General features: G+C 59.4%; 22 protein-coding genes. 16 read left to right on the forward strand and 6 right to left on the reverse strand.

The features are described 5' to 3' along the window. Positions 1-78 precede the first annotated feature (78 nt). Both GOX63_RS09365 and GOX63_RS09370 read left to right on the forward strand, forming a co-directional pair. Positions 79-543: a (2Fe-2S)-binding protein gene (locus GOX63_RS09365; protein WP_170545594.1), complete on the forward strand. Its 465-nt coding sequence runs from the start codon at positions 79-81 to the stop codon at positions 541-543. Positions 544-546: 3 nt separating this feature from the next. Next, positions 547-2,787, forward strand: a complete 2,241-nt coding sequence (locus GOX63_RS09370) for a xanthine dehydrogenase family protein molybdopterin-binding subunit (protein ID WP_170545597.1) — start codon at positions 547-549, stop codon at positions 2,785-2,787. Between the two features lie 46 nt (positions 2,788-2,833). On the opposite strand, the gene GOX63_RS09375 is transcribed toward GOX63_RS09370, so the two are convergent. The 3 genes from GOX63_RS09375 to GOX63_RS09385 all read right to left on the reverse strand — a co-directional run bounded on the left by GOX63_RS09375 (position 2,834) and on the right by GOX63_RS09385 (position 6,416). Continuing rightward, positions 2,834-3,613 (reverse strand): gamma-glutamyl-gamma-aminobutyrate hydrolase family protein, encoded by a 780-nt coding sequence (locus GOX63_RS09375; protein WP_170325707.1) that lies wholly within the window; start codon positions 3,611-3,613, stop codon positions 2,834-2,836. 220 nt (positions 3,614-3,833) lie between these two features. Next, positions 3,834-4,259, reverse strand: a complete 426-nt coding sequence (locus GOX63_RS09380) for a GlcG/HbpS family heme-binding protein (protein WP_170545600.1) — start codon at positions 4,257-4,259, stop codon at positions 3,834-3,836. Between the two features lie 24 nt (positions 4,260-4,283). Then, entirely contained in the window at positions 4,284-6,416 is a 2,133-nt protein-coding gene (locus tag GOX63_RS09385) for a malate synthase G (protein ID WP_170325709.1), read from the reverse strand. A gap of 204 nt (positions 6,417-6,620) precedes the next feature. On the opposite strand from GOX63_RS09385, the gene pepN reads away from it, so the two are divergent. The 6 genes from pepN to GOX63_RS09415 all read left to right on the forward strand — a co-directional run bounded on the left by pepN (position 6,621) and on the right by GOX63_RS09415 (position 14,512). Then, a complete protein-coding gene (gene pepN, locus GOX63_RS09390) occupies positions 6,621-9,173 on the forward strand; it encodes an aminopeptidase N (protein ID WP_170325710.1) in 2,553 nt (850 codons plus the stop codon). After that, complete coding sequence (locus GOX63_RS09395) at positions 9,170-9,598, forward strand: hypothetical protein (RefSeq protein WP_170325711.1); 429 nt, start codon at positions 9,170-9,172, stop codon at positions 9,596-9,598. Before pepN ends, GOX63_RS09395 begins: the two co-directional genes overlap by 4 nt. A gap of 197 nt (positions 9,599-9,795) precedes the next feature. After that, positions 9,796-10,983 (forward strand): hypothetical protein, encoded by a 1,188-nt coding sequence (locus GOX63_RS09400; RefSeq protein WP_254435917.1) that lies wholly within the window; start codon positions 9,796-9,798, stop codon positions 10,981-10,983. Between the two features lie 70 nt (positions 10,984-11,053). Further along, entirely contained in the window at positions 11,054-12,565 is a 1,512-nt protein-coding gene (gene gatB, locus GOX63_RS09405) for an Asp-tRNA(Asn)/Glu-tRNA(Gln) amidotransferase subunit GatB (protein WP_170325713.1), read from the forward strand. A 142-nt stretch (positions 12,566-12,707) separates the two neighbouring features. Then, positions 12,708-13,115, forward strand: coding sequence for a DUF4177 domain-containing protein (locus GOX63_RS09410; protein ID WP_170325714.1), 408 nt, complete (start codon positions 12,708-12,710; stop codon positions 13,113-13,115). 92 nt (positions 13,116-13,207) lie between these two features. After that, entirely contained in the window at positions 13,208-14,512 is a 1,305-nt protein-coding gene (locus tag GOX63_RS09415; protein ID WP_170325715.1) for a hypothetical protein, read from the forward strand. A gap of 17 nt (positions 14,513-14,529) precedes the next feature. On the opposite strand, the gene GOX63_RS09420 is transcribed toward GOX63_RS09415, so the two are convergent. Further along, a complete protein-coding gene (locus GOX63_RS09420; protein ID WP_170325716.1) occupies positions 14,530-14,784 on the reverse strand; it encodes a BolA family protein in 255 nt (84 codons plus the stop codon). Positions 14,785-14,891: 107 nt separating this feature from the next. Between GOX63_RS09420 and GOX63_RS09425 the strand changes: the two genes are divergently transcribed. After that, the gene (locus GOX63_RS09425) at positions 14,892-15,518 is read left to right on the forward strand and encodes a J domain-containing protein (protein ID WP_170325717.1); all 627 of its coding nucleotides are present in this window, start codon (positions 14,892-14,894) and stop codon (positions 15,516-15,518) included. Positions 15,519-15,526: 8 nt separating this feature from the next. Here GOX63_RS09425 and GOX63_RS09430 read toward each other — a convergent pair whose 3' ends face one another. Then, entirely contained in the window at positions 15,527-16,414 is an 888-nt protein-coding gene (locus tag GOX63_RS09430) for a Hint domain-containing protein (RefSeq protein WP_170545602.1), read from the reverse strand. 356 nt (positions 16,415-16,770) lie between these two features. Between GOX63_RS09430 and GOX63_RS09435 the strand changes: the two genes are divergently transcribed. From GOX63_RS09435 to GOX63_RS09465, 7 genes are all read left to right on the forward strand, one after another. Next, positions 16,771-17,376, forward strand: coding sequence for a methyltransferase family protein (locus GOX63_RS09435; RefSeq protein WP_170545605.1), 606 nt, complete (start codon positions 16,771-16,773; stop codon positions 17,374-17,376). Between the two features lie 146 nt (positions 17,377-17,522). After that, entirely contained in the window at positions 17,523-18,509 is a 987-nt protein-coding gene (cobS, locus tag GOX63_RS09440; RefSeq protein WP_170325720.1) for a cobaltochelatase subunit CobS, read from the forward strand. A 4-nt stretch (positions 18,510-18,513) separates the two neighbouring features. Continuing rightward, positions 18,514-19,242 (forward strand): sulfotransferase family 2 domain-containing protein, encoded by a 729-nt coding sequence (locus GOX63_RS09445; RefSeq protein WP_170545608.1) that lies wholly within the window; start codon positions 18,514-18,516, stop codon positions 19,240-19,242. A 122-nt stretch (positions 19,243-19,364) separates the two neighbouring features. Continuing rightward, positions 19,365-19,769 carry a hypothetical protein gene (locus tag GOX63_RS09450; RefSeq protein ID WP_170325722.1) on the forward strand — a complete coding sequence of 135 codons (405 nt, stop codon included), beginning with the start codon at positions 19,365-19,367 and terminating at the stop codon, positions 19,767-19,769. Between the two features lie 100 nt (positions 19,770-19,869). Beyond that, positions 19,870-21,747, forward strand: coding sequence for a cobaltochelatase subunit CobT (gene cobT / locus GOX63_RS09455; RefSeq protein WP_170325723.1), 1,878 nt, complete (start codon positions 19,870-19,872; stop codon positions 21,745-21,747). A gap of 73 nt (positions 21,748-21,820) precedes the next feature. Next, positions 21,821-23,602 (forward strand): aminopeptidase P family protein, encoded by a 1,782-nt coding sequence (locus tag GOX63_RS09460; protein ID WP_170325724.1) that lies wholly within the window; start codon positions 21,821-21,823, stop codon positions 23,600-23,602. A 59-nt stretch (positions 23,603-23,661) separates the two neighbouring features. Then, the gene (locus tag GOX63_RS09465; protein ID WP_170325725.1) at positions 23,662-24,003 is read left to right on the forward strand and encodes a DUF427 domain-containing protein; all 342 of its coding nucleotides are present in this window, start codon (positions 23,662-23,664) and stop codon (positions 24,001-24,003) included. A gap of 115 nt (positions 24,004-24,118) precedes the next feature. On the opposite strand, the gene GOX63_RS09470 is transcribed toward GOX63_RS09465, so the two are convergent. Next, positions 24,119-25,744: a PQQ-dependent sugar dehydrogenase gene (locus tag GOX63_RS09470; RefSeq protein ID WP_170325726.1), complete on the reverse strand. Its 1,626-nt coding sequence runs from the start codon at positions 25,742-25,744 to the stop codon at positions 24,119-24,121. Positions 25,745-25,902: the final 158 nt, after the last annotated feature.

Consider the following 25,902-nt stretch of genomic DNA (forward strand, 5'->3'; position numbering starts at 1 on the left):
GTTCATTTTGTCAATTGACATACTGACACTTTAAGCCAATTATGTCACGGAACCAGCCACAGCTAGATGAGGTGCGCCATGGCGACCGCCCTGAAGATCAATGGAAAGCAACATCAGGTTGACCTGCCCGATGACGTCCCCCTGCTTTGGGCGCTGCGGGATGAGGTCGGCCTGACCGGAACCAAGTTTGGCTGCGGCGTGGCCGCTTGCGGGGCTTGCACCGTGCATATTGATGGCGAGGCCGTGCGGTCCTGCCAGGTGACGCTGTCGGACGTCTGGGGCGATGTGACCACCATCGAGGGCATCGGCTCGCCCGACGCGATGAATGCGCTGCAGCAGGCCTGGGTCGAACACCAAGTGGCGCAATGTGGTTACTGTCAGTCAGGCCAGATCATGCAGGCCGCCGCATTGCTGGCGGAAAACCCCGCTCCCTCTGACGCCGAGATTGACGAGGCCATGCAAGGTAACCTGTGCCGCTGCGGCACCTACCCCCGCATTCGCGCCGCGATCCATGACGCGGCCGGCAAGTTGAAGGAGGCGTAACCGATGGCTTCTGTTGGAAAAATCCTCCGCCGCACTTTCCTGATCGGGTCCGCCGCGATTGTCGGCGGCGTGGCGTTCGGCGCCTATTACGTGAGCCGCCCCGCCGCAAACCCGCTGAAACCCGGTGAGGGTCAGGCTGCGCTGAACCCATTTGTTCTGATCGACCAGAACGGGGTGACCCTCTTTGCCCCGCGCGCCGAGATGGGACAGGGCGTCAAGACCACTTGGGCCGCGCTGATTGCCGAGGAACTGGACGTGGACCTGGACCAGATCACCGTCCTGCACGGCCCGGCGGCGGCGGCCTATTACAACTCCGCCCTGATGGGGGAAAGCCTGCCCAACAAGGGCTATGACATCTCGGACTTCCAGCACAATCTGGGGGAGGCGCTGGGTGTGCTCGGCAAGGCGCTAAGCCTGCAGGTCACTGGTGGGTCGACCTCGATGAAAGACGGGTTCGAGCGGATGCGTCAGGCCGGAGCCTCGGCCCGCGAGACGTTGAAACAGGCAGCGGCTGACCGGCTGGGCGTTGATCGCAGCGCACTGAAAACCGCGTCGGGCCACGTCATTGCCCCGAACGGAGACCAGATCCCCTATACCGAACTGGCCACTGACGTTGCCAAGCTTGAGCCGATCGAGGCACCTTTGCGTGATCCGTCCGAGTGGCGCTATCTGGGCCAGACCCAGCCGCGTCTGGATATGGTCGAAAAGGCAACTGGAACGGCTGAATTTGGCGTCGATGTCCGCCTGCCGGGCATGAAGTTTGCAGCCGTCCGCATGAACCCCAAACTGGGCGGTGCAATGAACGGTTTCGACGACAGCACTGCACAGTCCATGCCGGGGGTCGAGAAGATTGTCGATCTGGGCACTGGCGTCGCGGTGATTGCCAACAACACATGGCTCGCCAATCAGGCCGTTGAGGCCATCGACGTGGATTGGGGTGACGCCCCCTACCCGCCCGACACGGATGGTATCTTTGCCAAGATTGCCGAAGCGTTCGACGACGCCCCGAACTCGACCATGCGCGATGACGGCGATGTCGACGTGACGCCCGAAGGCGCGACCGAAATCACGGCAGAGTATCGCCTGCCCTATCTGGCTCACGCCACGATGGAGCCGATGAACGCCACCGCGCTTTATACCGGTGGCGCTTTGGAACTGTGGTGCGGCAACCAGGCCCCGACCCTGATCCGCTTCCGTGTGGCGAACACTGCTGGCCTCGACACCGAAGCCGTTCAAATCCACACCACCTATCTGGGCGGCGGCTTTGGCCGACGTGGTGAGCTGGACTTTGGCGAGATCGCCACCAAGGTCGCCATGGCGATGCCCGGCACCCCGGTGCAGACCACGTGGAGCCGCGAAGAGGATATGCGCCATGACTATTTCCGCCCCGGCGCCATCGCTCGGATGCGCGGCGCGGTGCAGGACGGCAAAGCGGTTCTGATCGATGGCAAGGTGGCAGCACAATCCTGCACTCAGCAGGCGGTGACGCGGTACACAGGCATGCCCGGCGCTGGCCCGGACAAAGTGCTGGTCGAAGGCTTCTTTAACCAACCCTACGCGGTGCCGAACTATCGCATGAGCGGTCACATCGCCAAGTTGGACGTCCCCGTCGGGTTCTGGCGCTCGGTCGGGAACAGCCACAACGGGTTCTTCCACGAAACTTTCATGGACGAGATGGCCCACGCCGCCGGTCAGGACCCGTTGGAATTCCGGCTGGAATTGATGAGGTCCGAGCACGCGCCTTCGGCGGGTTGCCTGGAAGCAGTAAAAGAAATGTCAGGCTGGACCGGTAAGACACCTGACGGCGTCGGGCGCGGCGTGGCCTTCACCTACAGCTTTGGTACCCCTGTTGCTCAGGTGATCGAAGTGGTCGACGAAGACGGCACGATCCGCATCAACAAGGCGTGGATAGCTTGTGACATGGGGCTGGCTCTGGACCCCGAAAACGTCAAGGCACAGATGTTCGGCGGCATGATGTATGGCCTGTCTGCGGCCTGCTATGGCGAGATCACCTTTGCCGATGGCGAGGTCGAGCAATTCAACTTCCCCGACTATGACGCGCTGCGTATGCACACCGCGCCGCAGGTCGAAGTGCGCGTACTGGAAACCAACCGCCATATGGGTGGCGCGGGTGAACCCGGCACGCCTCCGTCCATGCCCGCCCTTGGCAACGCGCTGTTCGACCTGACCGGAGAACGCGCCCGCACTCTACCGCTGATCGACCAGTTCAACCTGTTGGTCTGATCACGCTGCGCCGGTCCGGTCCCTCTCTTACGGGCCGGCGCGAAATTCACGCCGTTTGCTGCATCAACCCGGCGTCCGATCCCGTTGCCCAAGCACGCACGGCTGCACCGAACGCCTCGAACAGGGGGCGGGAAACCGGATCGTTGATAGCATCCCATTCAGGGTGCCATTGTACCGACAGGGTAAACCCGGGCGCATCCTTGATATAGATCGCCTCGGGAGTACCATCAGGCGCGTGCCCGTCGATCACGACGCGCTGCCCGACGGTTTTGATGCCTTGACCGTGCAGCGTGTTGGTCATCACCTCCGGGGCGCCGAACAGTTTGTGAAACACGCCACCTTCGTCCAACGACACCACATGGCGCAGGGCAAACTTTTCCTCCAGCGTCCCGTCCGGCGGCATCCGGTGGTTCATCCGGCCCGGTAGGTCGCGGATTTCGGGGTAGAGCGTGCCGCCCATCGCCACGTTAACCTCTTGAAAGCCCCGGCAGATGCCCATGAAAGGCTGGCCACGTTCCACACAGGCCCGGACCAGAGGCAAGGTGATCGCATCCCGCGCCCGGTCGAACTCACCATGCGCGTCGGTGGCGTCTTCGCCATACTCCTCGGGATGCACATTCGGCCGCCCGCCGGTCAGCAGGAAACCGTCGCAGACCTCAAGCAGTTCCTCGACCGTGACATAACGCGGATCAGACGGGATCAGCAGCGGCAAGCAGTGCGAAACGTTGGCCACGGCTTCGGAATTCATCGTTCCGCCCGCGTGTGTCGGGTATTCATCGTTCATGAGGTAAGAGTTGCCGATGATACCGACGACAGGCCGAGACATTCCGTATTCCTTGCAGTTAATTTGCTTAACAGGAAAGCTATCCGCAGCAATGGAAACGTGCAACAGAACACGCCCTGCATGACAGCGCAAGGACGTGTTCAACGACGCACACATCGTTCTGACTATTGCGAATATTTCAGAACTTTGTTTCGATACGAGAGTGTATTCCGGGAGATATTCCCGGAATACATGATTGATCGCTAGCGAAGATTGGTCGGGATCAGATTTCTCCGATCAGACCCGCTGCCTCAATTCCGGTCATTCCTGCGGTCGCATCATTGTCCGAGGTATCGCCGGTCACGCCGACCGCCCCAATGACCGCGCCCTTGCGGTCCCGAAGAAGAATGCCGCCTGGAACCGGCACGACCTGCCCCCCATAGACCCCGTTCACAGCGGCCATGAAATAGGCCTGCGCCTCGGCCCGCTGCATTTGCGCCGTGCCCGCCATGCCCAGCATGACCGACCCGTAGGCTTTGCCGTGCGCAATCGCGAACCGACCGGGGGCCGCGCCGTCTTCGCGTTCAAACGCAATGACGTGGCCGCCTGCGTCCAAAACGACAACAGACAGAGGCTTCAGCTCCATCTCGCGGCCTTTTTCCAGTGTTTTACGAATGATCGTGCGGGCTTTACGCAGAAAAACTGCCATGATGTGTCCTATCGTTCTTTGAGGTTAAAGGCTGGCTTTCAATTCCAGACGGCGGGCGTGCAGGACCGGCTCGGTGTAGCCCGAGGGCTGTATCCGACCCTTGAACACCAGATCGCAGGCGGCCTGAAAGGCGATGCCATCGAAACCCGGTGCCATCGGAATGTAGGCGACGTCACCCGCGTTCTGACGATCCACCACAGCGGCCATTTTGCGCATCGCTGCCATGACCTGTTCTTCCGAGACAACGTCATGGTGTAACCAGTTGGCCAGGGCCTGGCTGGAAATCCGGCAGGTCGCGCGGTCTTCCATCAGGCCGATATCGTTGATGTCGGGCACCTTCGAGCAGCCCACGCCCTGATCAACCCAGCGCACGACATATCCCAGAATACCCTGCGCGTTGTTCTCGATCTCACGCGTGATTTCTTCATCACCAAGGTTGCGGCCGCCCAGCAGCGGGATGGTCAGCAGGTCATCCAGCGAGCCACGGGCACCACCGGCGGCCAGTTCGTCCTGACGGACCAGAACATCGATTTTGTGGTAATGCGTCGCGTGCAGCGTCGCGGCGGTCGGCGACGGCACCCAGGCGCAGGTGGCACCGGATTGCGGGTGGCCGATCTTCTGTTCCAGCATGTCGCCCATACCGTCGGGCATCGCCCACATGCCTTTGCCGATCTGCGCCTTACCTTTCAGGCCGCACGCCAGCCCGATATCGACATTGCGATCCTCATAAGACGCAATCCAAGGCGTGTTCTTGATGTCACCCTTGGGCAGCATCGGACCGGCTTCCATCGAGGTATGGATCTCATCCCCCGTCCGATCAAGGAAGCCGGTGTTGATGAAGGCCACGCGCGATTTTGCGGCGCGGATACATTCCTTGAGGTTGGCCGAGGTGCGGCGCTCCTCATCCATGATGCCGAGCTTAACAGTGTTGCGCGGCAGGCCGAGGATGTCTTCGACCGTGTCGAAGATTTCGACCGAGAACGCCACCTCTTCCGGCCCGTGCATCTTGGGCTTCACCACATAGACCGATCCGGTGACCGAGTTCCCACCGTCGCGAGCCAAATCGTGCATGGCGATCAGAGTGGTGCAGAGCGCATCCATCAGACCCTCGCCGATTTCATTGCCTTCGGCGTCCAGAACGGCAGGGTTGGTCATCAGGTGGCCCACATTGCGCACCAGCATCAACGAGCGGCCTTTCAGCGTGGCTTGGCCGCCATGGGCGGTGGTGTAGTCCAGATCGCCCGCCAGCTTTCTGGTGTAGGTGTTGCCCCCCTTGGTGACCTCTTCGGTCAGGTCGCCTTTCATCAGGCCCAGCCAGTTGCCATAAGCCACCACCTTGTCTTCGGCATCGACGCAGGCAACCGAGTCCTCGCAGTCCATGATAGTGGACAGAGCCGATTCCAGATGTACATCCGCGATACCAGCGGGATCGGAGGCACCGATATCGCTGGACGGGTCAATCACGACCTTGATGTGCAGGCCATTGTTCTTCAGCAGCACAAAATCCGGTTGCTCTGCTGCCCCACCATATCCCACAAAACGCGCGACATCCGCCAGCGCGGGCACAAGCGCTCCGTTCTCGACCCACAGTTCTGACACGTCCGCCCAAGACCCGTTAGCCAGCGGCACAGCATCGTCCAGAAACCCTTTGGCCCACGCAATCACACGTGCGCCACGTACTGCGTCATAACCTTTGCCAGCAGGCAGATCACCCATTGCATCGGTGCCGTACAGCGCATCATACAGGCTGCCCCAACGCGCGTTGGCCGCGTTCAGGGCAAAGCGGGCGTTGGTGATGGGCACAACCAGCTGCGGACCGGGGATTTGCGCGATCTCGGGATCGACATTGGCGGTTTCGATCTGAAAATCCGCACCCTCATCGACCAGATACCCAATCTCACGCAGGAAGGCTTGATAGGCGGCAGGATCATGCGTCTGCCCCTTGCGCTCCAGATGCCAGGCATCCACCTGCCCCTGGATCTTTTCCCGCTTGGCCAGCAAGGCGCGGTTCTTTGGACCCAGTTCGGCAACCATCCGCGACAGACCATCCCAGAACGTCTCAGCCGTGACACCGGTTCCCGGCAGCGCCTTGCTTTCGATAAACTCGGCCAGAACCGTATCGATCTGAAGTCCGCTGCGTGCCTGCCTGATGCTCATTTGGTGTCTCTCCGCCATTGTGCGCCACTGTATGCCGTCAGCATTTAGGCCGAATGTTTCCGATAGGCAACTTTCAACGCCACGTTAGAACCTTTCGGCTCTGCACGAAGCTGCTTCAAAGATGGCAAGGCAATGAAGCTGCGGTTGCAGCCACCTGTCGAAGCCCCTAACGTCGCGCCCGAACCAACTGATGCGAGGCCCCCGATGCGCGACGCTGCCCCCACGACGATCTACCTGAAAGACTACACGCCGTTCGGCTATCTGGTGGACAGTGTGCATCTGACCTTTGACCTAGCCGCAAACGCCACCCGTGTGACTTCGCGCATCGCCTTCCGGCCGAATCCCGAGGCTACGGATCGTACCTTCTTCCTGCATGGCGAGGACCTGACCCTGATCCGCGCGGTCATCGACGGAGAGGAAGTCACCCCCGAAGTCACCGACAAGGGCCTGACCGCAAACGCCCCAGACGCGCCCTTTGTCTGGGAGTCCGTGGTTGAAATCGACCCCGCCAACAATACAGCGCTCGAGGGGCTGTATATGTCGAACGGCATGTACTGCACCCAGTGCGAGGCCGAGGGCTTTCGCAAGATCACCTATTACCCCGACCGCCCCGATGTGATGTCGACCTTCACCGTGCGCATCAACGGGGACCTTCCGGTGCTGCTGTCCAACGGCAACCCCACGGGCAAAGGCGAAGGCTGGGCGGAATGGACTGATCCGTGGCCCAAACCGGCCTATCTGTTTGCTCTGGTCGCCGGAGACCTCATCGCCCACCCCGGCCAGTTCACCACCATGTCCAGCCGTGACGTGGAGCTGAACCTCTGGGTTCGCCCCGGCGACGAGGGAAAATGCGCTTTTGGCATGGAGGCGCTGAAGAAGTCAATGAAATGGGATGAGGACGTCTATGGCCGTGAATACGATCTGGACGTGTTCAACATTGTCGCCGTCGATGATTTCAACATGGGCGCGATGGAGAACAAGGGGCTAAACATCTTCAACTCATCGGCCGTTTTGGCCAGCCCCGAGACCTCGACCGATGCCAATTTCGAACGGATCGAGGCGATCATCGCGCATGAGTATTTCCACAATTGGACCGGCAACCGCATCACTTGCCGAGACTGGTTCCAGCTGTGCCTGAAAGAGGGCCTGACCGTGTTCCGCGATGCGCAGTTCACATCCGATTTGCGCTCTGCCTCGGTGAAACGCATCCAGGACGCCATCGACCTGCGGGCGCGGCAGTTCCCCGAGGACAACGGGCCGCTCTCGCACCCTGTCCGACCCGAAAGCTTTCAGGAGATCAACAACTTCTACACCGCAACCGTTTACGAAAAAGGTGCCGAGGTGATCGGGATGCTGAAACGGCTGGTGGGGGATGAGACCTATGCGCAAGCGCTGGACCTCTATTTCGACCGCCATGACGGGCAAGCCTGCACCATCGAAGACTGGATCAAGGTGTTCGAGGATACAACGGGCCGTGATCTGACCCAATTCAAACGCTGGTACAGCCAATCCGGCACGCCGCGCGTGTCCGTGGCTGAGGAGTACGCGGACGGCACCTATACCCTGACCCTGTCGCAACGCACCGAGCCGACCCCCGGTCAGTCCGAAAAACTGCCACAGGTGATCCCGGTCGCCGTCGGCCTGCTGGGTGCCAACGGGGATGAAGTCCGCGCGACCGAAATTCTGGAACTGACAGAGGCCGAACAGAGCTTTCAGTTTTCCGGGTTGGCCGCCAAGCCGGTGGCCTCGATCCTGCGCGATTTCTCGGCCCCGGTCATTCTGGAGCATGACCACACGGACGCCGAACGCGCCTTTCTGCTGGCTCACGACACCGACCCGTTCAACCGCTGGCAGGCCGGACGGTCACTGGCAGAGGACACGTTGCTGCGCATGATCCGCGAAGACAGCGCACCCGGCACCGACTATCTGGACGGCATTCTGGCGGTGCTGCGTGACGGCGATCTGGACCCGGCCTATCGTTCGCTGATGCTGGGCCTTCCGACGCAATCCGAACTGGCCGCCGCGCAGTTCGAAGCCGGGGAAACCCCCGACCCGATGGCGATTTGGCGGGCCGTGGAAACCCTGCGGCAGGCGACAGCGCAACATGTGCAGGACCTGTTGCCCCGGCTGCACAGCGAAACCCTGATCGACGCGCCGTTCAGTCCAGATGCCGATCAGGCCGGAAAACGCGCGCTTGGTGGCGCTGCGCTGTATCTGACATCGCGGCTGGATGGTGGTGCCAAAGCTGCCGAGGAATACGCTGCCGCCAACAACATGACGTACCAATTGGCCGCCCTTTCGTGCCTGTTGCGCGCCGGAACGGGCCAGCAGGAAATGGCCGCGTTTTATAACCAGTGGCAGCATGATCGGTTGGTGATGGACAAGTGGTTTGGCCTTCAGGTGACCACAGCCGCCCCCGAGGCCACTGCGAGTATCGCACGCGCTCTGACCGAGCACGCAGATTTCAACTGGAAGAACCCCAACCGCTTCCGCGCGGTGATGGGGGCGCTGGCGATGAACCACGCTGGGTTCCATCACGCGGACGGGGCCGGATATGCGTTGCTTGCTGATTGGCTGATCCGGCTGGACCCGGTGAACCCGCAGACGACGGCGCGGATGTGCACGGCTTTCCAGACATGGAAACGTTATGACGCCGATCGTCAGGACCTGATCCGGGCACAACTGACCCGTATCGCCGACACGCCCGATTTGTCGCGCGACACCACAGAAATGGTGACCCGAATCCTCGGCGCATGACCCCGTTCACCTTCACGCGCCACACCCGGACGCCGCGCACGATCCTGATTCTGGTTTGTGTCTACGCGGCGCTGGCGGCCTTGCTGATCCTTTTCGATGCGGCATTGTGGCTGGTCGGGCTGCTGGCCCTGTCCACCCTGCCCGCCCTGTGGGACGTCGTGCATGGCACGCGCGCAGGAATGACGCTGGATCACGACCGGATAAAGTGGTTTTCGGGCAATCGCGAAGGTGAGGTCCTTCTGACGGATATCGACTACATCCGGTTCGACACCCGCTGGGATTTTTCGGTCCGCGTCTCTTTAGTGCTGGTATCGGGCAAGCGGATTCGGCTGCCTGACGAGTCCACACCACCCCACAAAGAGTTCGAAATCACCTTGCAAGAGGTTGGTTTCCGGGTCGAGCGGCATCATTTTACCGTTTTCTGAAACAATGCGTCCTAAAGGATGCCATTGACTCGGCACATGCCCTCCTACCCCGCAAAAAGCTTGAATTTGAGGTGAATTTCAGCCAAAATCTCAAGTCAGCCTACCTGTTTGTTTCGGTTTCGAGTTTTACCATGTTTCGGTTTTTCAGGGCGCGTCAGGCCCGTTCTTCTTTGCCTTCCCGTCAATTCACGCAGGACATGCGCGCATCCGATTGCGCCGTGGCGGCAGGTTTGCCGGACACGGGGCAACTGAATATTCCGCTGGCCCGTGCCGAGGACATGATTGCCCGCAATACCATTGAACAAGGGCGCACGCTGGCAAGACAGGACCGCTGGGCCGAACTGTCCCGACAGATGCGTGCTGCAGACGAATCCCGCGACACCGCGCCTGACGGGATGCCTATTGCAGATCTACTGGCCTTTGGTGCCCGGTCCGATGTTGTTCTGGCAGTCGAACACGCACTGTCTGACGGGGCTGCCCTGTCCGAATATGACCTGCTGGGCGGTATCTCCGAGCTGGAAGACGAAATGCGCGCGCATCCCGATGATCCGATGATCGTTCTGGTGGTCGCGCTGGCACATATCGACCTGGCCTGGGCGTGGCGCGGGACGGCGACGGATGCCACATTGCCTCCGCTACACCGGTCGCGCTGTGCAGCACATTTCGACCGGGCCGCGGCCCTTCTGCCGACATGCCGCGCGGCCGCGCCGGACAGCGCATTAGTAGCCGCAGCTGCATGCGCCCTTATGGCCGGTCAGCGCAAAACCGACCTGCGCGTGGCCGAGGAATACGAACGTCTGATCACGCTGGACCCGCATAACCAACGCCACATGCGGGCGATGGGCACCCATCTTCTGCCGCGCTGGTTCGGCAGCTATGAAGAGCTTGAGGTTCAGGCCCTGCGCAACGCGGCGCGCACGCGCGATATCTGGGGTGCCGGCGGCTATACATGGGTGCAGTTTGACGCCATCGCCTTGGACGAAGAGGCCTGCGCGCGGCTGGATGTCGAGTATTTTCTGGAAGGCCTGCACGACATTCTGCACCGCCGCCCGGATCAGCAGACCGTCAACATGCTGTCGGCCTATTGCGCCACCACGATCCAAGGCGGGCTAGGCCTGAACGACAAGGCCGATTTGGTGCGCTCGCAAATTCACGAGGCCGCAAACTGGCTGATCCGCGACCACATGACGGAACTGCATCCTCTGATCTGGGCGCACGCCGCGAGCGGGTTCAACAACTCGGTCCGCATCAACTCAGCCGAACGGTTTGCAGCCCGCGGCCAACGCCAGGCTCTGCGTGCCATTGGCGATCTGTTCCGCGAGGAACTGCGCAGCGGCTTGGACGTGACCTTCACACCGTCGGGCCTGCGCCTGTCTCAGCACTGATTCCCCCTTGCCCCTAGCCCCTGCCGGGCCTAATACGCAGGCTTAGACTTCTGCGGAAATGAGGCGCGCCATGCTCGACCTGACATACGAAATGCCCAAACCCAAAACCATTGCCGGGGCCAAGCACGATTGGGAACTGGTGATCGGAATGGAGGTGCACGCTCAGGTCTCATCCAATGCCAAGCTGTTCTCGGGCGCGTCGACCCAATTCGGGGCCGAGCCGAACTCGAACGTGGCTTTTGTGGACGCGGCGATGCCTGGGATGCTGCCGGTTATAAACGAATACTGCGTGGAACAGGCGGTGCGCACCGGGCTGGGTCTGAAGGCGGATATCAACCTGAAATCGGCCTTCGACCGCAAAAACTACTTCTACCCTGACCTGCCGCAAGGCTACCAGATTTCTCAGCTGTATCACCCCATCGTGGGCGAAGGCGAAGTGCTGGTCGAGATGGGTGACGGTACCGCGCGTATGGTGCGGATCGAACGCATCCACATGGAGCAGGACGCGGGTAAATCGATCCACGACATGGACCCGCATATGTCCTTCGTCGATTTGAACCGGACCGGCGTCTGCCTGATGGAGATCGTCTCGCGCCCCGACATCCGCGGCCCCGAAGAGGCCGCCGCCTATATCGCCAAGCTGCGCCAGATCATGCGCTATCTGGGCACCTGCGACGGCAACATGCAGAATGGCAACCTGCGGGCGGACGTGAACGTCTCGATCTGTCTGCCGGGTGCGTATGAGAAGTATCAGGAAACGCAGGACTTCTCGCATCTGGGCACCCGCTGCGAGATCAAGAACATGAACTCGATGCGCTTCATCCAGCAAGCGATCGAGGTCGAAGCCCGCCGTCAGATCGCCATCGTCGAAGCTGGTGGCAAGGTCGATCAGGAAACCCGCCTATACGACCCGGACAAGGGCGAGACGCGCTCAATGCGGTCCAAGGAAGAAGCGCATGATTATCGCTACTTCCCCGATCCCGACCTGCTGCCGCTGGAGATCGAACAGGCATGGGTAGATGACATCGCAGCCAAACTGCCCGAGCTTCCCGACGATAAAAAAGCGCGCTTTATCAGCGAATTCGGTCTGACCGATTATGACGCTTCGGTGCTGACCGCCGAGGTGGAATCTGCCGCCTATTTCGAAGAGGTTGCCAAGGGCCGCAACGGCAAACTGGCTGCGAACTGGGTGATCAACGAACTGTTCGGCCGCCTGAAGAAAGAAGATCACGACATCACCGAATCTCCGGTTTCCCCGGCGCAATTGGGTGCGATCATCGATTTGATTTCCTCGGACGCCATCTCGGGCAAAATCGCCAAGGACCTGTTCGAGATTGTCTATACCGAAGGCGGTGACCCGGCGCAGATCGTCGAAGAGCGTGGCATGAAGCAGGTGACCGACACGGGCGCCATCGAGGCTGCCTTGGACGAGATCATCGCCGCCAACCCCGCACAGGTCGAAAAGGCCAAGGTGAACCCGAAACTGGCGGGCTGGTTCGTCGGTCAGGTGATGAAGGCGACCGGCGGCAAGGCCAACCCGAAGGCGGTCAACGAACTGGTCAGCCAAAAGCTGGGTTCGTAAATCGATCTGGAAACGAAATGCTGACGGCGGGGTTTGCGCAAAACCCCGCCGTTTTTCTTTTCCGCCTCTTTCCGCGCGAAGATGACTTTCCCAAAATCTCCAGCATGTTAGATTGCCGGGAACCGACCACCAGGAAGATCCGATGCAGCGCTACGAATACAAAGTTGTCCCCGCCCCGCAAAAAGGCATCAAGGCCAAGGGTGAGAAAACCGCAGAAGGCCGGTTTGCCGCATCAGTTGAACAGGTCCTGAACCGGATGGGTCAGGATGGCTGGGAATATCAACGTGCGGAACTGCTGCCCAGTGAGGAACGCGTGGGCCTGACCGGTTCGACCGTGAACTGGCGCAATGTTTTGGTATTCCGACGTGAGGTCATAGCTGACTTTGTATCAACGCGGCCTGATGAAGATACTGCGCAGGCAAAGCCTATTCCCGGCCCCGAGACAGTTTCGCCTCCCGCCCCGATTGCCGAAGAAGCCAAAGAGCCTCCGCTGTCTTTGAGAGGGGCTGAAAAAGTGTCCGAGAAGTCGGACGACGAAAACACGCCCTAACTGTCATTCGATCCTATTTTGTTTGCACGAATTTGTTAGCCGCGGTGAAACCTGCCTTTTTCTTTTCAACGCCTTTGTTGGCCTTCAGCTTGATGGCACATGCGGCCGTCGCCGACCCCGTCACAGACCTGCAATGTCTTGAGGCCGAATGGTCTGAAAGCGCAGCCAAACTGCAGGAAAACCGCGCAACCGTCTGGCAATGGCTGCACGACATTCTCAACAGGCCCGATCAGGTTGCCTGCGGCGACGAAGACTTTGTCAGTGCAAATGCTGATTGGCGCATGAAGCCGGAATTTTCCTGGACTTGCCTCAACGGTTACTCAAACCTGACCACCACACTGAGTTTTCAATTACCTGACAAAGAACAGCGCGATGCTGCCCGGTCCGGATTGATGGTTCTGGGCGCGATTCACAGCATTTCGAACCCGGAACTCATAAACGCTTTGCAAACAGAAATTGAGGACATTGCGCAGAGTATCGCAAAGGCAGTCGAGGAACTTGAGGGCGCGGGCATCGACATAACGTTTCACCCCGAACCCGAAAGCTCCGCGTCTACAAAGACAAACTCGGAAGAGACAATTTCGCTAGACGATCTATTGGCAAATGCCCTTCCCTTGCAAAACAAGTGGGGTTTGACCGCCGATCTCGTCTGGACGCCCGCCTCGTTCGATCTCCCGGATGATGCGGATGACCAGACCAGGGCGCGGTATCTCGAAGAGATGCGGGGTCGGATCGAGAATGTGCAACACATAGACTACATTCTGCGAAGCCTGGGAAAAGCGCAGGTCCAGCCCGGTATCTCCATGCAGAACGCCGCAGCAGCTCATGCAAGTGTTGTTGCGACGACCGAGCAAAAAGCAAACGTCTGGGCAGCCGAAAACCTCGACATTGCGGTACGTAACTTTCGGATGTTCGGCGAAAAGGTGGAGATACTGCAGCGCGACGCGGACAGTATTTCGGTCGTCGACACACGCTCATGGTCAAAGTCACCGGGAGCCGATTGGCAAACCACCTCCGATGCGCAGATCGCCGAAGGCGTGAATGAGTTGGTGTTCTATTTTGAACCACAACCCGATTTCGAGCATCAAAATCCGGCGAACAGCGATTGCAGGATCACCAAGACCTTCCCTTGCCCACCGTTCAAAGGTTTGAACTCTGCCAAAAACGATCTGTCAGGCGTCTGGACCGAGGCTTGTGAGACCGCAAAAGGGTGCGATGTTACAACGCTCCGCTGGGTCAATGACCATGTGGCGATCCGGACCCATTTGCGCGCAAAGAACGCGGATGCGGCATATCTTTCCCGATTTACGGGAAAGATGCTCACCCTGAGAACCAAATCACTGCTGGCCGCCTTTGAGCCCGACCCGGATTTTGATCCCGGGCAAGCCTGCCAGTAGCTGGGCAGATTGGCTGTTTAGGTCCCGATATCCAGCGCCAGGGCGTGAATGCGCGGCACGATATCGCCCAACGCCTTGTGAATCGCTCGGTGGCAGGCGACGCGGGACTGCCCCTCGAAAGCGCTGGCGCGGATACGGACGTTGAAATGGCTCTCACCACCGTCTTGATACCCCGCGTGACCGCGGTGGCTTTCACTGTCGTCGACCACTTCCAGCTCGTGCGGATCAAATGCTGCTTGCAGGCGGGTTCGGATTTCGTCGGTCACGGTCATTTTTTCGCTCAGCGGTAAAAATTTTACCGCCCCCCTCTTCTACTTTCGGCTGCTTAGATTAAACTGCTGCCTCCGAGTCGAGAAGATGCGTTCTTAAGGATCACAGCATGACGAAATCAGACCCTTTCGGATTCGATATGTCCGTCTCCAGCGCCAAGAAAAAGAACCCGCGCGGGCGTCGGGGGATGTCGGGCGCGTCTGAGACCTCGGTCCGAATCTGTGACCACGAAGGCTGTAACGAGCCGGGCAAGTTCCGCGCGCCGAAAGCACCGGACGTTCTGGACGATTTCTTCTGGTTCTGCCAGCAGCACGTGCGCGAGTATAACCAGAAATGGAACTTCTTCGACGGCACCACCGAGGCCGAGCTGAACGCGCAGCGCTCCAAGGACAAGGTGTGGGAGCGTGAGACTAAGCCCATGGGCGATCCCGAGGCGCGCGCCTGGGCCCGTCTGGGCATCGAGGATCCGCATCAGGTGCTGGGCGCAAACAGCACACAGAACAAGGGTCGCACCTCGGGTGGCGGCGGCCGTCGCCTGCCCCCCACCGAACGCCGCGCCATCGAGATTCTCGAGGCCAAGGACAGCTGGACCAAGGCCGAGGTGCGCAAGGCCTACAAGAAGCTGATCAAGGTACTGCACCCTGACATGAACGGCGGTGACAGGTCGCAGGAAGAACAGCTGCAAGAGGTCGTCTGGGCCTGGGATCAGATCAAGGACAGCCGGAACTTTAAATGATTTCCGCGCTACTGTGGAAACATGCCCTGTAGCGCCTGCGCTTCGGGGCGTTTCAAGCAGCGCAGCCTGGTTTGCTGTATTGACCCTTCGCCGTTCAGTTCAGGAAAAAGTTCGCGCAGTTCATCTACGTCTTCCCGACCAAAAGAGTTTAGCACCCTGTCACCAAGATACAGGCTTTCACTGCGCAAGCCGTGCGACGTCAGAATGGTGTGTCGTTCGCAGGCAATGTGAAAGTACGTCACCGGCTCATCCGCCTTTACCTGACGGATCGTGTCGTCGTTGACGAGATGAATCGCAGCGGAAAAGACCATCGGTTCGCCAAATAGCAACTCGGCCCGCCATCCTTCAATTACGATCCGATGTTGCGGCGACACGTACAGGTCGCGATCTGGCAGCCCTTTACCCAGCGCATCGCACTTGATGAGCACAGGCCGAAACTTTGGTTGGAGATGCAATATCTGAGCGCTGAGTGTTCGTTTGCCGATCCAAATTATCGGCAGAGTTTGGCCGTTGGACACGCAAACCCTGTCGCCAACTGTCAACTCTTCGACCAGTCTCGGGCCTGTATCAGTTTCGATCAGCGTTCCAGCCACAAAGCACGGTGGGTTATCTGGGTTGAGGTCGTCCTCGGTAATTTTCCAATTGCCGGTAGACATTGGGCCGGTTGGATTATTGGTATCCCAAGCGTAGATTTGCCCATTGACCTCAATGAATTCGCCGGATTCGCCTGAATTCCCCCTGGTCCCTTGCCCAAGGTATTCATAGGACTGAAACGTGAGGCCTCCGTCAAACGAGATCATTCCCCCATCAATAATCGCAGGTTCCGTCGTTTCCTGGACGACCAAGTCGCCCGGACCAGTTGTGTGCACAGTATGGAGAAGAACATCAAACTCCATCACGCACGCCCTCTTCACGAACTTTTGTCAGGAAAGGCGCAGAACTATGCGCGGGTGGGGCGAACGTACCTCCACAGTTGATTTCGCCACTCATTAACTCTTGCACAAAAAACTCTCAGACAGACCCGTTTCGGGCAGCTTACAAAACTACAAATTAACCCAAATTTAACACTTTGATTTTCGCTTCTAAGAATACCAAAAATTTTTGGTGTGTAGCACGCGCGCCTGCGATTTCCTTATTTCTGCTCCTTCCACCGCCGCCTGTTAAACTTGTTACAAATACGCGTTACGGCCAATCACATGGGCCGAACCATTGGCCCATATCAAATAGTGACTTGCCCCTAATGGAGCGCGATATGGAACATCTCATTTCCCTCGTACATGCGATTTCTCTTCTGGTTACAATCACCTCGGCTTTGGTGCTGAGCGGGTATCTCGCCCTGAACCTGCGCCTGCCGAGACTGGGCCTGTGGCCCAGCGCCAGCGGTTGGCGGCACCACACGGCCTTTGGTCTGTTCCGGCTGTTCTGCGGCGCGACCGTTGTATTTGCCTTGTCCGAGGTCTGGATGAATGGCTGGGGTCACTGGCTGCGGTACGTGATCGGCGTGCCCGTCATGCTTCTGTCATTCGGGATTACGCTGTGGGGCTATCGCTTTCTAGGCCTCGACAACACCTATTGCGAAAGCGACGGTTTGGTGACCGGCGGGATGTATGCCTATTCGCGCAACCCGCAATATGTGACATCGGTGCTGGCCACGGTGGGGCTGGGCATTGCCAGCGGATCGTGGGTGACACTGGGCCTGGCGGCGACGTTGTTCGTGATTTACTTCCTGTTTGTCCTGAACGAGGAACGCTGGTTGCTGCAGGGCTATGGGCAGGCATTCCGGGACTACATGCAATCCACCCCGCGCTTTGTGGACGAACGCAGCCTTATCCGGGTGCGAGACGCAATTCTCGACTGATCAAAGCGCGCAGATAAGGCCAGTTTCAAAGAAAGATTTACCGAAGCCGCAGCACACGCGGCTTTCCCTTGCCCTTGCCCGCAATATGTTGCACCACACACGGGTTCAAACCCGGCAATACGGGCCAAAGGATAAGGACCAGGCGAATGGCTGACGGATCGATCGACATCAACGCAAAACCCACCGAAGATATCTCGGTCCGTGACGTGTTCGGCATTGATACCGACATGGCGGTCAAAGGCTTTGCTGAAGCAAGTGATCGCGTTCCCGCCATCGACCACACCTACAAGTTCGACCCGGAAACCACACTGGCGATTCTGGCAGGCTTTGCCCACAACCGTCGGGTGATGATTCAGGGCTATCACGGCACCGGTAAATCGACCCACATCGAACAGGTTGCCGCCCGCCTGAACTGGCCCGCCGTCCGCGTGAACCTGGACAGCCACATCAGCCGGATCGACCTGATCGGTAAAGACGCCATCAAACTGCGCGACGGTAAGCAGGTCACCGAATTCCACGAAGGCATTCTGCCTTGGGCCCTGCGCAACCCCGTCGCCATCGTGTTCGACGAATACGACGCGGGCCGCGCCGACGTGATGTTCGTGATCCAGCGCGTGCTGGAACATGACGGAAAGCTGACCCTGCTGGACCAGAACGAAATCATCACGCCGAACCCGAACTTCCGCCTGTTCGCCACCGCAAACACCGTGGGTCTGGGCGACACAACCGGCCTGTATCATGGCACGCAACAGATCAACCAGGCGCAGATGGACCGCTGGTCGCTGGTCTCAACGCTGAACTACCTCAGCCACGATGCCGAGACGATGATCGTTCTGTCCAAGGCACCGCACTACAACACCGAAAAGGGCCGCAAGACCGTCAGCCAGATGGTTACCGTTGCCGACCTGACCCGTACCGCCTTCATGAACGGCGACCTGTCCACGGTGATGAGCCCCCGGACCGTGATCAACTGGGCCCAAAACGCGGAGATTTTCCGCGATGTGGGTTACGCGTTCCGCCTGTCCTTCCTGAACAAGTGCGACGAGTTGGAACGCCAGACCGTGGCCGAATTCTACCAGCGCTGCTTTGACGAGGAACTGCCCGAAAGCGCAGCAAGCGCAAGCCTGGGTTAAACACTTGCACTTTCCCGAACAAAAATGCGTTTTTGTCCACGTACCTAAGACCGGAGGTAACTTCTTTACCAGATGTTTCCTGCGGTTTTCTGGCGATTCAATGGTCACTAGCGGTCATCAGGACGGCGCCGATCGGTTTGAGCTGAGCGGCGACGCGACCAAGACCAAACACCAAACGCTGGCTGAATACAGTGAGCTGATTGGCCCGGGCTTTTCCGATTATACGGCCTATGCCTTTGCCCGTCCCCCGGTCGAGCGAATGATCTCATTGTATTATTCCCCCCACCGCTGGATGCGCGAACAGGAAGGCGGAGGATTTGACCTCGACGCCCGCAACGAACCTGTGGACCTGAAAGAGTTTGAAGCGCTTGTGTCGTCAAACAAATCCATCTCGGACCTGCTGGATGCCGGAAATGTTTCGGGCAGGTTAGAAGTGAACCAAACCGCCCGGCACACGTCCGGCGCGCGTGTTTCACTGTTGGATTTTGCAGACCTGCGCGGCGGGCTAGAGAAATTCGGGCGGGAAAACGGATTTGATCTGACCGACATGCCTGCCAAAAAGGTAAATTCCAGCTCGGTCAATGATCCGATGGCTCTGAATGCCGGGCAGATGGATCAGATCAATAAGATCGTCATGAACTCCCATCATGGCAAGGACCAGCAGTTCTTTGCGAAAGACACCCCAAAAGGGTTTTTTGAAACCCTTTCAGGGTGGTTCAGGTCGAAATCCTAGCCCGGCGCGGCTTTGTGATGCGGCACAGGTAGCCTGACCAAAGTGTGACGATCGCACCACAGCATTGATGGTTTTTGTGTATATCATGCATATACAAAGACTATCCGTGGTATCGTCAATGTATGTTGTTTTCAAAAGTGGTTTCAACAGTCGCCGTCGCGACCCTGACCTTTTCAACGCCGTTGCACGCGCTTCCGACGGCAACATCGGACCGCGCAGAGTTGTTCGCTATCTGCTCCGGACGACTTGAGGCGCTGGCAACACGTCAGCGCGCCCAGATGGACGAACAGGCCGTTTCGGTTGCCGACCTACAGCACGAGTTCGAACTGTTGCTGGACGCCATTCTTCCCCGAGCCCTTTCCGAAGGTGTCGAGGCCCATCAACCCGGGCGCTGGCGCGTGCGAGGCTGGGTCGAGGTGGCCTATTTGCTGGCCGATATGGACTACAGCTTTGACGAACGAACTGCCGCCGGGGCCGAACGGCAGCTTGCGCGCCGGATTTCCGAATGCCGCGAGGTTCTGCTGTAAACACCGCGCTGGTTTCATGGGAAAACGGGGTTGGCCCTATGGTCAAGTCCCCGGAATGGCTCTAGGTTGCCCGAACAGAACAAGTCCGGACCTGCCGCCGATGAGCAAACCCAACGACAACCCCGCCGATCCGTTCAAGAAGGCTCTGGCCGAGGCCACCAAGGTCATGGCTGACGACCCGGAACTGAACGTCTCTTACACGGTCGATCCGTCAGGCCTGTCGGGTGAATCCATGCGCCTGCCGCAGGTCAGCCGCCGGATGACGCGCGAAGAGGTTCTGCTGGCACGCGGAACTGCGGACGCCCTGGCGTTGCAGCGCCGCTATCACGATGACGCGACCCATGCGCGTTACGCGCCTCCGGGCGACATGGCGCGGGATCTCTATGAAGCGATGGAGGTTGCCCGTTGCGAGGCGATGGGCGCGCGGGACATGCCTGGCACGGCCAGCAATATCGACGTCAAGATCGGGCACGAGGCACTGCGTCGTGGCTATGACCAGTGCAAGCAGCCTGCCGACGCGCCTCTGGCCGTTGCCGCGGGCTATCTGATCCGCCATCTGGCCACAGGGCGCGACCTGCCCCCGGCGGCTGAAAACATCATGAACCTGTGGCGCGGGTTCATCGAGGAACAGGCCGGCGGGACGCTGGAAAACCTGGATGAAACCCTCTCGGATCAAGCCGAATTTGCCAAGTTCGCGCGGCAGATGATCAAGGATCTGGGCTATGGCGACCAGTTGGGCGACGACCCGGATGAACTGGACGACGAGCAGGAAGATCAGGCCGAAGAAAACGCTGAAGAACAGCCCGATCCCGATAGCACCGGGCAGGATGACCAAGACGAACAGGATGCTGACGCGACCCCTGAGCAGACGCAGGAAGAGCAGCAGGACCAGTCTCAGGCCCAGGTCTCGATGGACGAGATGGCCGATGAGGAGATGGGCGACGAGGCCGAGATGCCGGAAGGCGAGGCTCCGCTGGAGCCACCTGCCCCGCCCCCCGCATCCGAGGCCGACCCGGAATACAAGGTGTATCTCAACGCCTATGACGAAGAAATCGCCGCCGAGGATCTGGCCGAACCGGCCGAGCTGGAACGGCTGCGTGCATATCTGGACCAGCAACTAGAGCCGCTGAAAGGCGCGGTCAGCCGGTTGGCCAACAAGCTGCAGCGCCGCCTGCAGGCGCAACAGAACCGCAGCTGGGAGTTCGACCGCGAGGAAGGCATTCTGGACGCGGGCCGTCTGGCGCGCGTGGTGGCGAACCCGACCACACCGCTGAGCTTCAAGGTCGAAAAGGACACCGAGTTCCGCGATACCGTGGTGACACTGCTGCTGGATAACTCGGGTTCGATGCGGGGCCGCCCGATCTCGATTGCCGCAATCTGCGCGGACGTTCTGGCGCGGACGCTGGAACGCTGCAACGTGAAGGTCGAGATTCTGGGCTTTACCACCCGCGCGTGGAAAGGCGGGCAGGCGCGTGAAGCATGGCTGAACGATGGCCGACCACAGCAGCCCGGACGTCTGAACGATCTGCGCCACATCATCTATAAGGGCGCCGATGCACCGTGGCGGCGGGCGCGACCCAATCTGGGTTTGATGATGAAAGAAGGTCTGCTTAAAGAAAACATCGACGGTGAGGCGCTGGAATGGGCGCATCGTCGGATGCTGGCCCGGCGCGAGCAGCGCAAGATTCTGATGGTGATCTCGGACGGCGCGCCGGTTGACGATTCAACACTCAGCGTCAACCCCGCGAACTATCTGGAAAAACACCTGCGTGATGTGATCGCCATGGTCGAAAAGCGCAAGATGGTGGAGCTTCTGGCCATCGGGATCGGACATGACGTGACCCGCTATTATGACCGCGCGGTGACGATCACAGATGTGGAACAGCTGGCAGGTGCGATGACCGAGCAACTGGCGGCACTGTTCGACAGCGATCCACGGGCCCGGGCCCGCGTGATGGGAATGAAGAGGGCCAGCTGAGGCTGGCCTTGCCTCCGACGGCAGTTTTTTCCAAAAAGATGAAGGGGTAAGCCCGGGTTAGGAGAAGTAGGAAATGATTCAGTCCTTTGAAGTCACCGCGCGTCCGGAACAGGGACCGCCACGGTTGGCTGCGTTGCGAAAAGAGATTGCGCGCGAGGGGCTGGACGGGTTCCTGATCCCACGCGCGGATGCCTATCAGGGCGAATATGTGGCCCCACGGGACGAGCGGCTGGCCTGGTTGACCGGCTTCACCGGCTCGGCAGGATTTTGCGCCGCTTTGACCGACATCGCAGGGGTGTTCGTGGATGGCCGCTATCGGACGCAGGTGAAGGCGCAGGTCGCGACGGAATTTACGCCGGTTCCCTGGCCCGAAGTTAGCCTGAGCGCATGGCTGAAAGAGCAGTTGCCGAAAGGCGGCAAGGTGGGTTTTGATCCGTGGCTTCACGCCGCTGGTCAGATCGACAGCGTCCGGAAAGAACTGGCAGGCACCGGGATCGAACTGCTGCGGTGTGACAATCTGGTGGACCGGGTTTGGGAAAATCAGCCTGCCCCGCCGATGAACCCGGTCAAGGCGCATCCGATCGAGTTTGCCGGGGAATCGGCAGAAAGCAAAATCGCCCGTCTGTCTGAGGCTCTGCGCGAAGCCGGTTGCACTGCGGCTGCAATCACATTGCCGGATTCGATCATGTGGCTGCTGAACATTCGCGGCTCGGATATCGGCTATAACCCGGTGGCGCATGGTTTTGCCATTTTGAACGCCGACGGGACAATGGATCTGTTCATGGCCGAGGAAAAGCTGACGGTCGCTCTGGGTGATCAGGTTCGGGTCCATGCACCGGAAACGTTCCTGACCTTTGTCGAAGCGCTGGAGGGCAAAGTTCAGGTCGATCTGGGCACCCTGCCTCGGGCAGTTGCAGATGTGTTGCAGGATCGGATGGTGGATAACGGCGATCCTTGCGCCCTGCCCAAGGCCTGCAAGAACGCCGCCGAAATCGCAGGCAGCGCCGAAGCGCATCTGCGCGACGCGGTGGCCGTGATCGAAACCCTGTGCTGGCTGGGCGCGCAAGCGCCCGGCACGCTGACTGAAACTCAGGTGGTCACCCGGCTTGAGGAAAACCGCCGCAAGGACAATGCGCTGCAGGATATCTCATTCGATACCATCGCGGGCACCGGACCCAATGGCGCGATCATGCACTACCGCGTGACCGAAGAGACCGACAGCCGCCTTGAGGATGGGCAGATACTGGTGCTCGACAGCGGCGGGCAATATCTGGACGGCACTACGGACATCACTCGCACCATCGCCATTGGTGAAGTGGGTGACGAGGAAAAATCCTGTTTCACCCGCGTGTTGAAGGGCATGATTAACCTGTCCATGCTGCGCTGGCCCGTCGGGCTGGCCGGGCGCGATATCGAAGGTATCGCACGTGCACCGCTTTGGGCGGCGGGACAGGATTTCAACCACGGTGTCGGTCACGGGGTCGGCGCGTATCTGAGCGTTCACGAAGGCCCCCAACGCCTGTCGAAAGTCAGTCATGTGCCGCTGCAGCCCGGCATGATCCTGTCGAATGAGCCAGGATACTACCGCGAAGGCGCGTTTGGCATCCGCATCGAAAACCTCGTCGTCGTGCAAGAGGCCCCGGCCCTGCCTGGCGGTGACGACGAACGCGCCATGCTGAACTGGCGCACGTTGACCTATGTGCCCATCGACCGGCGCTTGATTGTGGTCGAGATGCTGACAAGCGCAGAGCGCGCCTGGCTGAACGCCTATCACCGCGACGTTGCGGAAAAGATCCGTCCAAGGCTGGGCGATGACGCCCAACTGTGGTTGGATGCCGCAACCGCGCCGGTCTGACACCGGACTGTTACATATACCGGGCAGAGGAGTGGCCCAGGAAAGACGAGGAATGCAAAATGGTTGAGATCACGATCCGCAAGGCAACGGGCAAATGGAGTGTGCGTTCGGGCGGCGCTGTACTGGGCGAAAGCACCGGTGCCTTGGAATTGTCGGAAGGGGACCTGACCCCGGTGATCTATTTCCCACGCTCGGACATTGCGATGGCGTTTCTGGACATGACCGACAAGGTCACCCATTGCCCGCATAAAGGGGACGCGACGCATTTTTCGATCGTCAACAAATCATCGGTGACCGAGAACGCGGCCTGGAGCTATGAGAACCCGGTCCCCGCCATGGCCGAGATCAAGGGCTATGTGGCCTTCTATCCGGTCGAGTCGGTAAAGGTTGAGCAGATTTAGGCCATCCGCCACACTGATAATTTGGTTCAGATAGACTGTTTTTTATGGGCAAAACCAAAAGCACAGGCCCGGAAGCCTGTGCTTTTGGTTTTAGGGCTTAGAGCTCGTTCATTCTTCACTCTGCTTGTCGGCGCAATGAGATCAGAATGTCCACGACCGCGTCGATCACCTCGGGATCATCCAAGGCGGGGTCCGGCATAGAAGTCTCACCCGCTACAGACTGCGGATTGCTGAGGAAGGCGACGAGTTGGTCACGATCCCACTCACCGCCGACGGCAGAAAGGGATTGCGAGTAGTCGAAATCAGACAAACCCGCAATTTTGCGCCCGTAAACCTCGCCCAAAGACGGGGCACTGGCACTGGGCAACACACCAAATCCATGACATTCGGCGCAGCCTTCCAACGCGGTTTCTACCGCTTCGGCCGTGTGTTCAGACAGATCAAGGTTCGCGATTTTGGAAACCGCAAACTGATAGCTGGGGTCAAACTCGCCAACAGTCAGGTGCAGCACCTTTTTTTGATCCGTCCACAGAACAATCGCATCGCCATGTTGATGGACATACCGGATACGGAAACCCAACGGGATACGTTCGTTAAACAGAATACTGTCGCCCTTCGTGCGGATACGGAACAGGCTGTTGCCAGCCAGTGAACCGGCGATCAGATCGCCATCCCAGGCGGGATGGAAGTCCTCAATAGGTGCCAGCGAGCTGACAGCGACAGACGGCAACCAGGAATAAGCAGGCAGTTCGAATTCGGGGTGGCGCCCGTAATCCAGCGTGTCTGGTAGCGGCAAGCGGTTGTACCGTGTTCCCAACGATACCTTCGGCCAGCCGTAATCATTGCCTTCGCGAATGAGGTTCAACTCATCCCCACCCCGTCGACCATGTTCAACCGCCCACAGCTTGCCATCGGCATCAAAGGCAATGCCCTGCATGTTCGAGTGGCCCTGGCTGACAATGCGGTTCTCGCCGGTTTCAAGGTCAATCGCGATCACCTTGCCATACATCTGCTCGGGGTCCTGAGACAGCGGTACCGGCGCATAAATCCCATCCTGCGCATAGTCACCAGCCGCAAGATAAAGCGTTCCGTCTTCGTCTACACGAAAGCGCCCACCGGCCATGTGCCCTTGAATGGCGCGACCGCTCGGGTTCGGCGCAAGGCAGGGCTCTGTCGAAAACACAAGGGTCCAGTCGTCCGCACCGATCGATATATCAGCTGCAGCAGTTCCATTCAAATCGGCCTGCGCGATCGAGGTACGGTAGCAGTTTTCACCTTCGACCCACTCAGTGAACGAAACGAGCAGCACATCGTCGAAAACGCCCACATCGTTATAGCGAAAGAAAAAGTGGGCGAAGTTGTAGTTCGGATTTGCGGACTCGAAATCCAGCATGGCCTTCCACCCGTTCGGCGGCGGGGCGATATCCAGTTTGCCGGCCTCGTCCCCGCTTACTTCGAAGAACCCGCCTTCATGGGTCATCAAAAGCAGATCGTTGCCCATGCTGGCCAAGGCGCCGCCACCTCCGGCGCGTTCCACCGGAACGTCCAGCGCGCGCATATTCAGCGCGGTAAAAATGGTCTCGACCTGCGTTGTCTGATCGTCGGACCAAACCGGCGCGGTGTGCGCCACGCCCCCATGGCTTTTGCGCAGGTCCTCAACCTCAAGGACCAGCAGGACAACCGCCGCTGCCAGGGCCACCACAACGAACGGGCTCGTCAAAAGCCGTTTCACAAATTTCATTCCCTGACCTCATTTTTTTCGTTTTCCGACGCGCGAAAAGGTGCTGCTCGCGCATATAGAAACTGGATTTCCTGGCAGTATCAACCCGGCTGACCGTTTCCAACTGCTGAGATCGGCGAGTGTGGTTCACGGGTCCTTTTGGCAACTGGCAGCCTCCG

Origin of the sequence: Ruegeria arenilitoris (assembly GCF_013031355.1) — a bacterium.
Lineage (GTDB): Bacteria > Pseudomonadota > Alphaproteobacteria > Rhodobacterales > Rhodobacteraceae > Ruegeria > Ruegeria arenilitoris_C.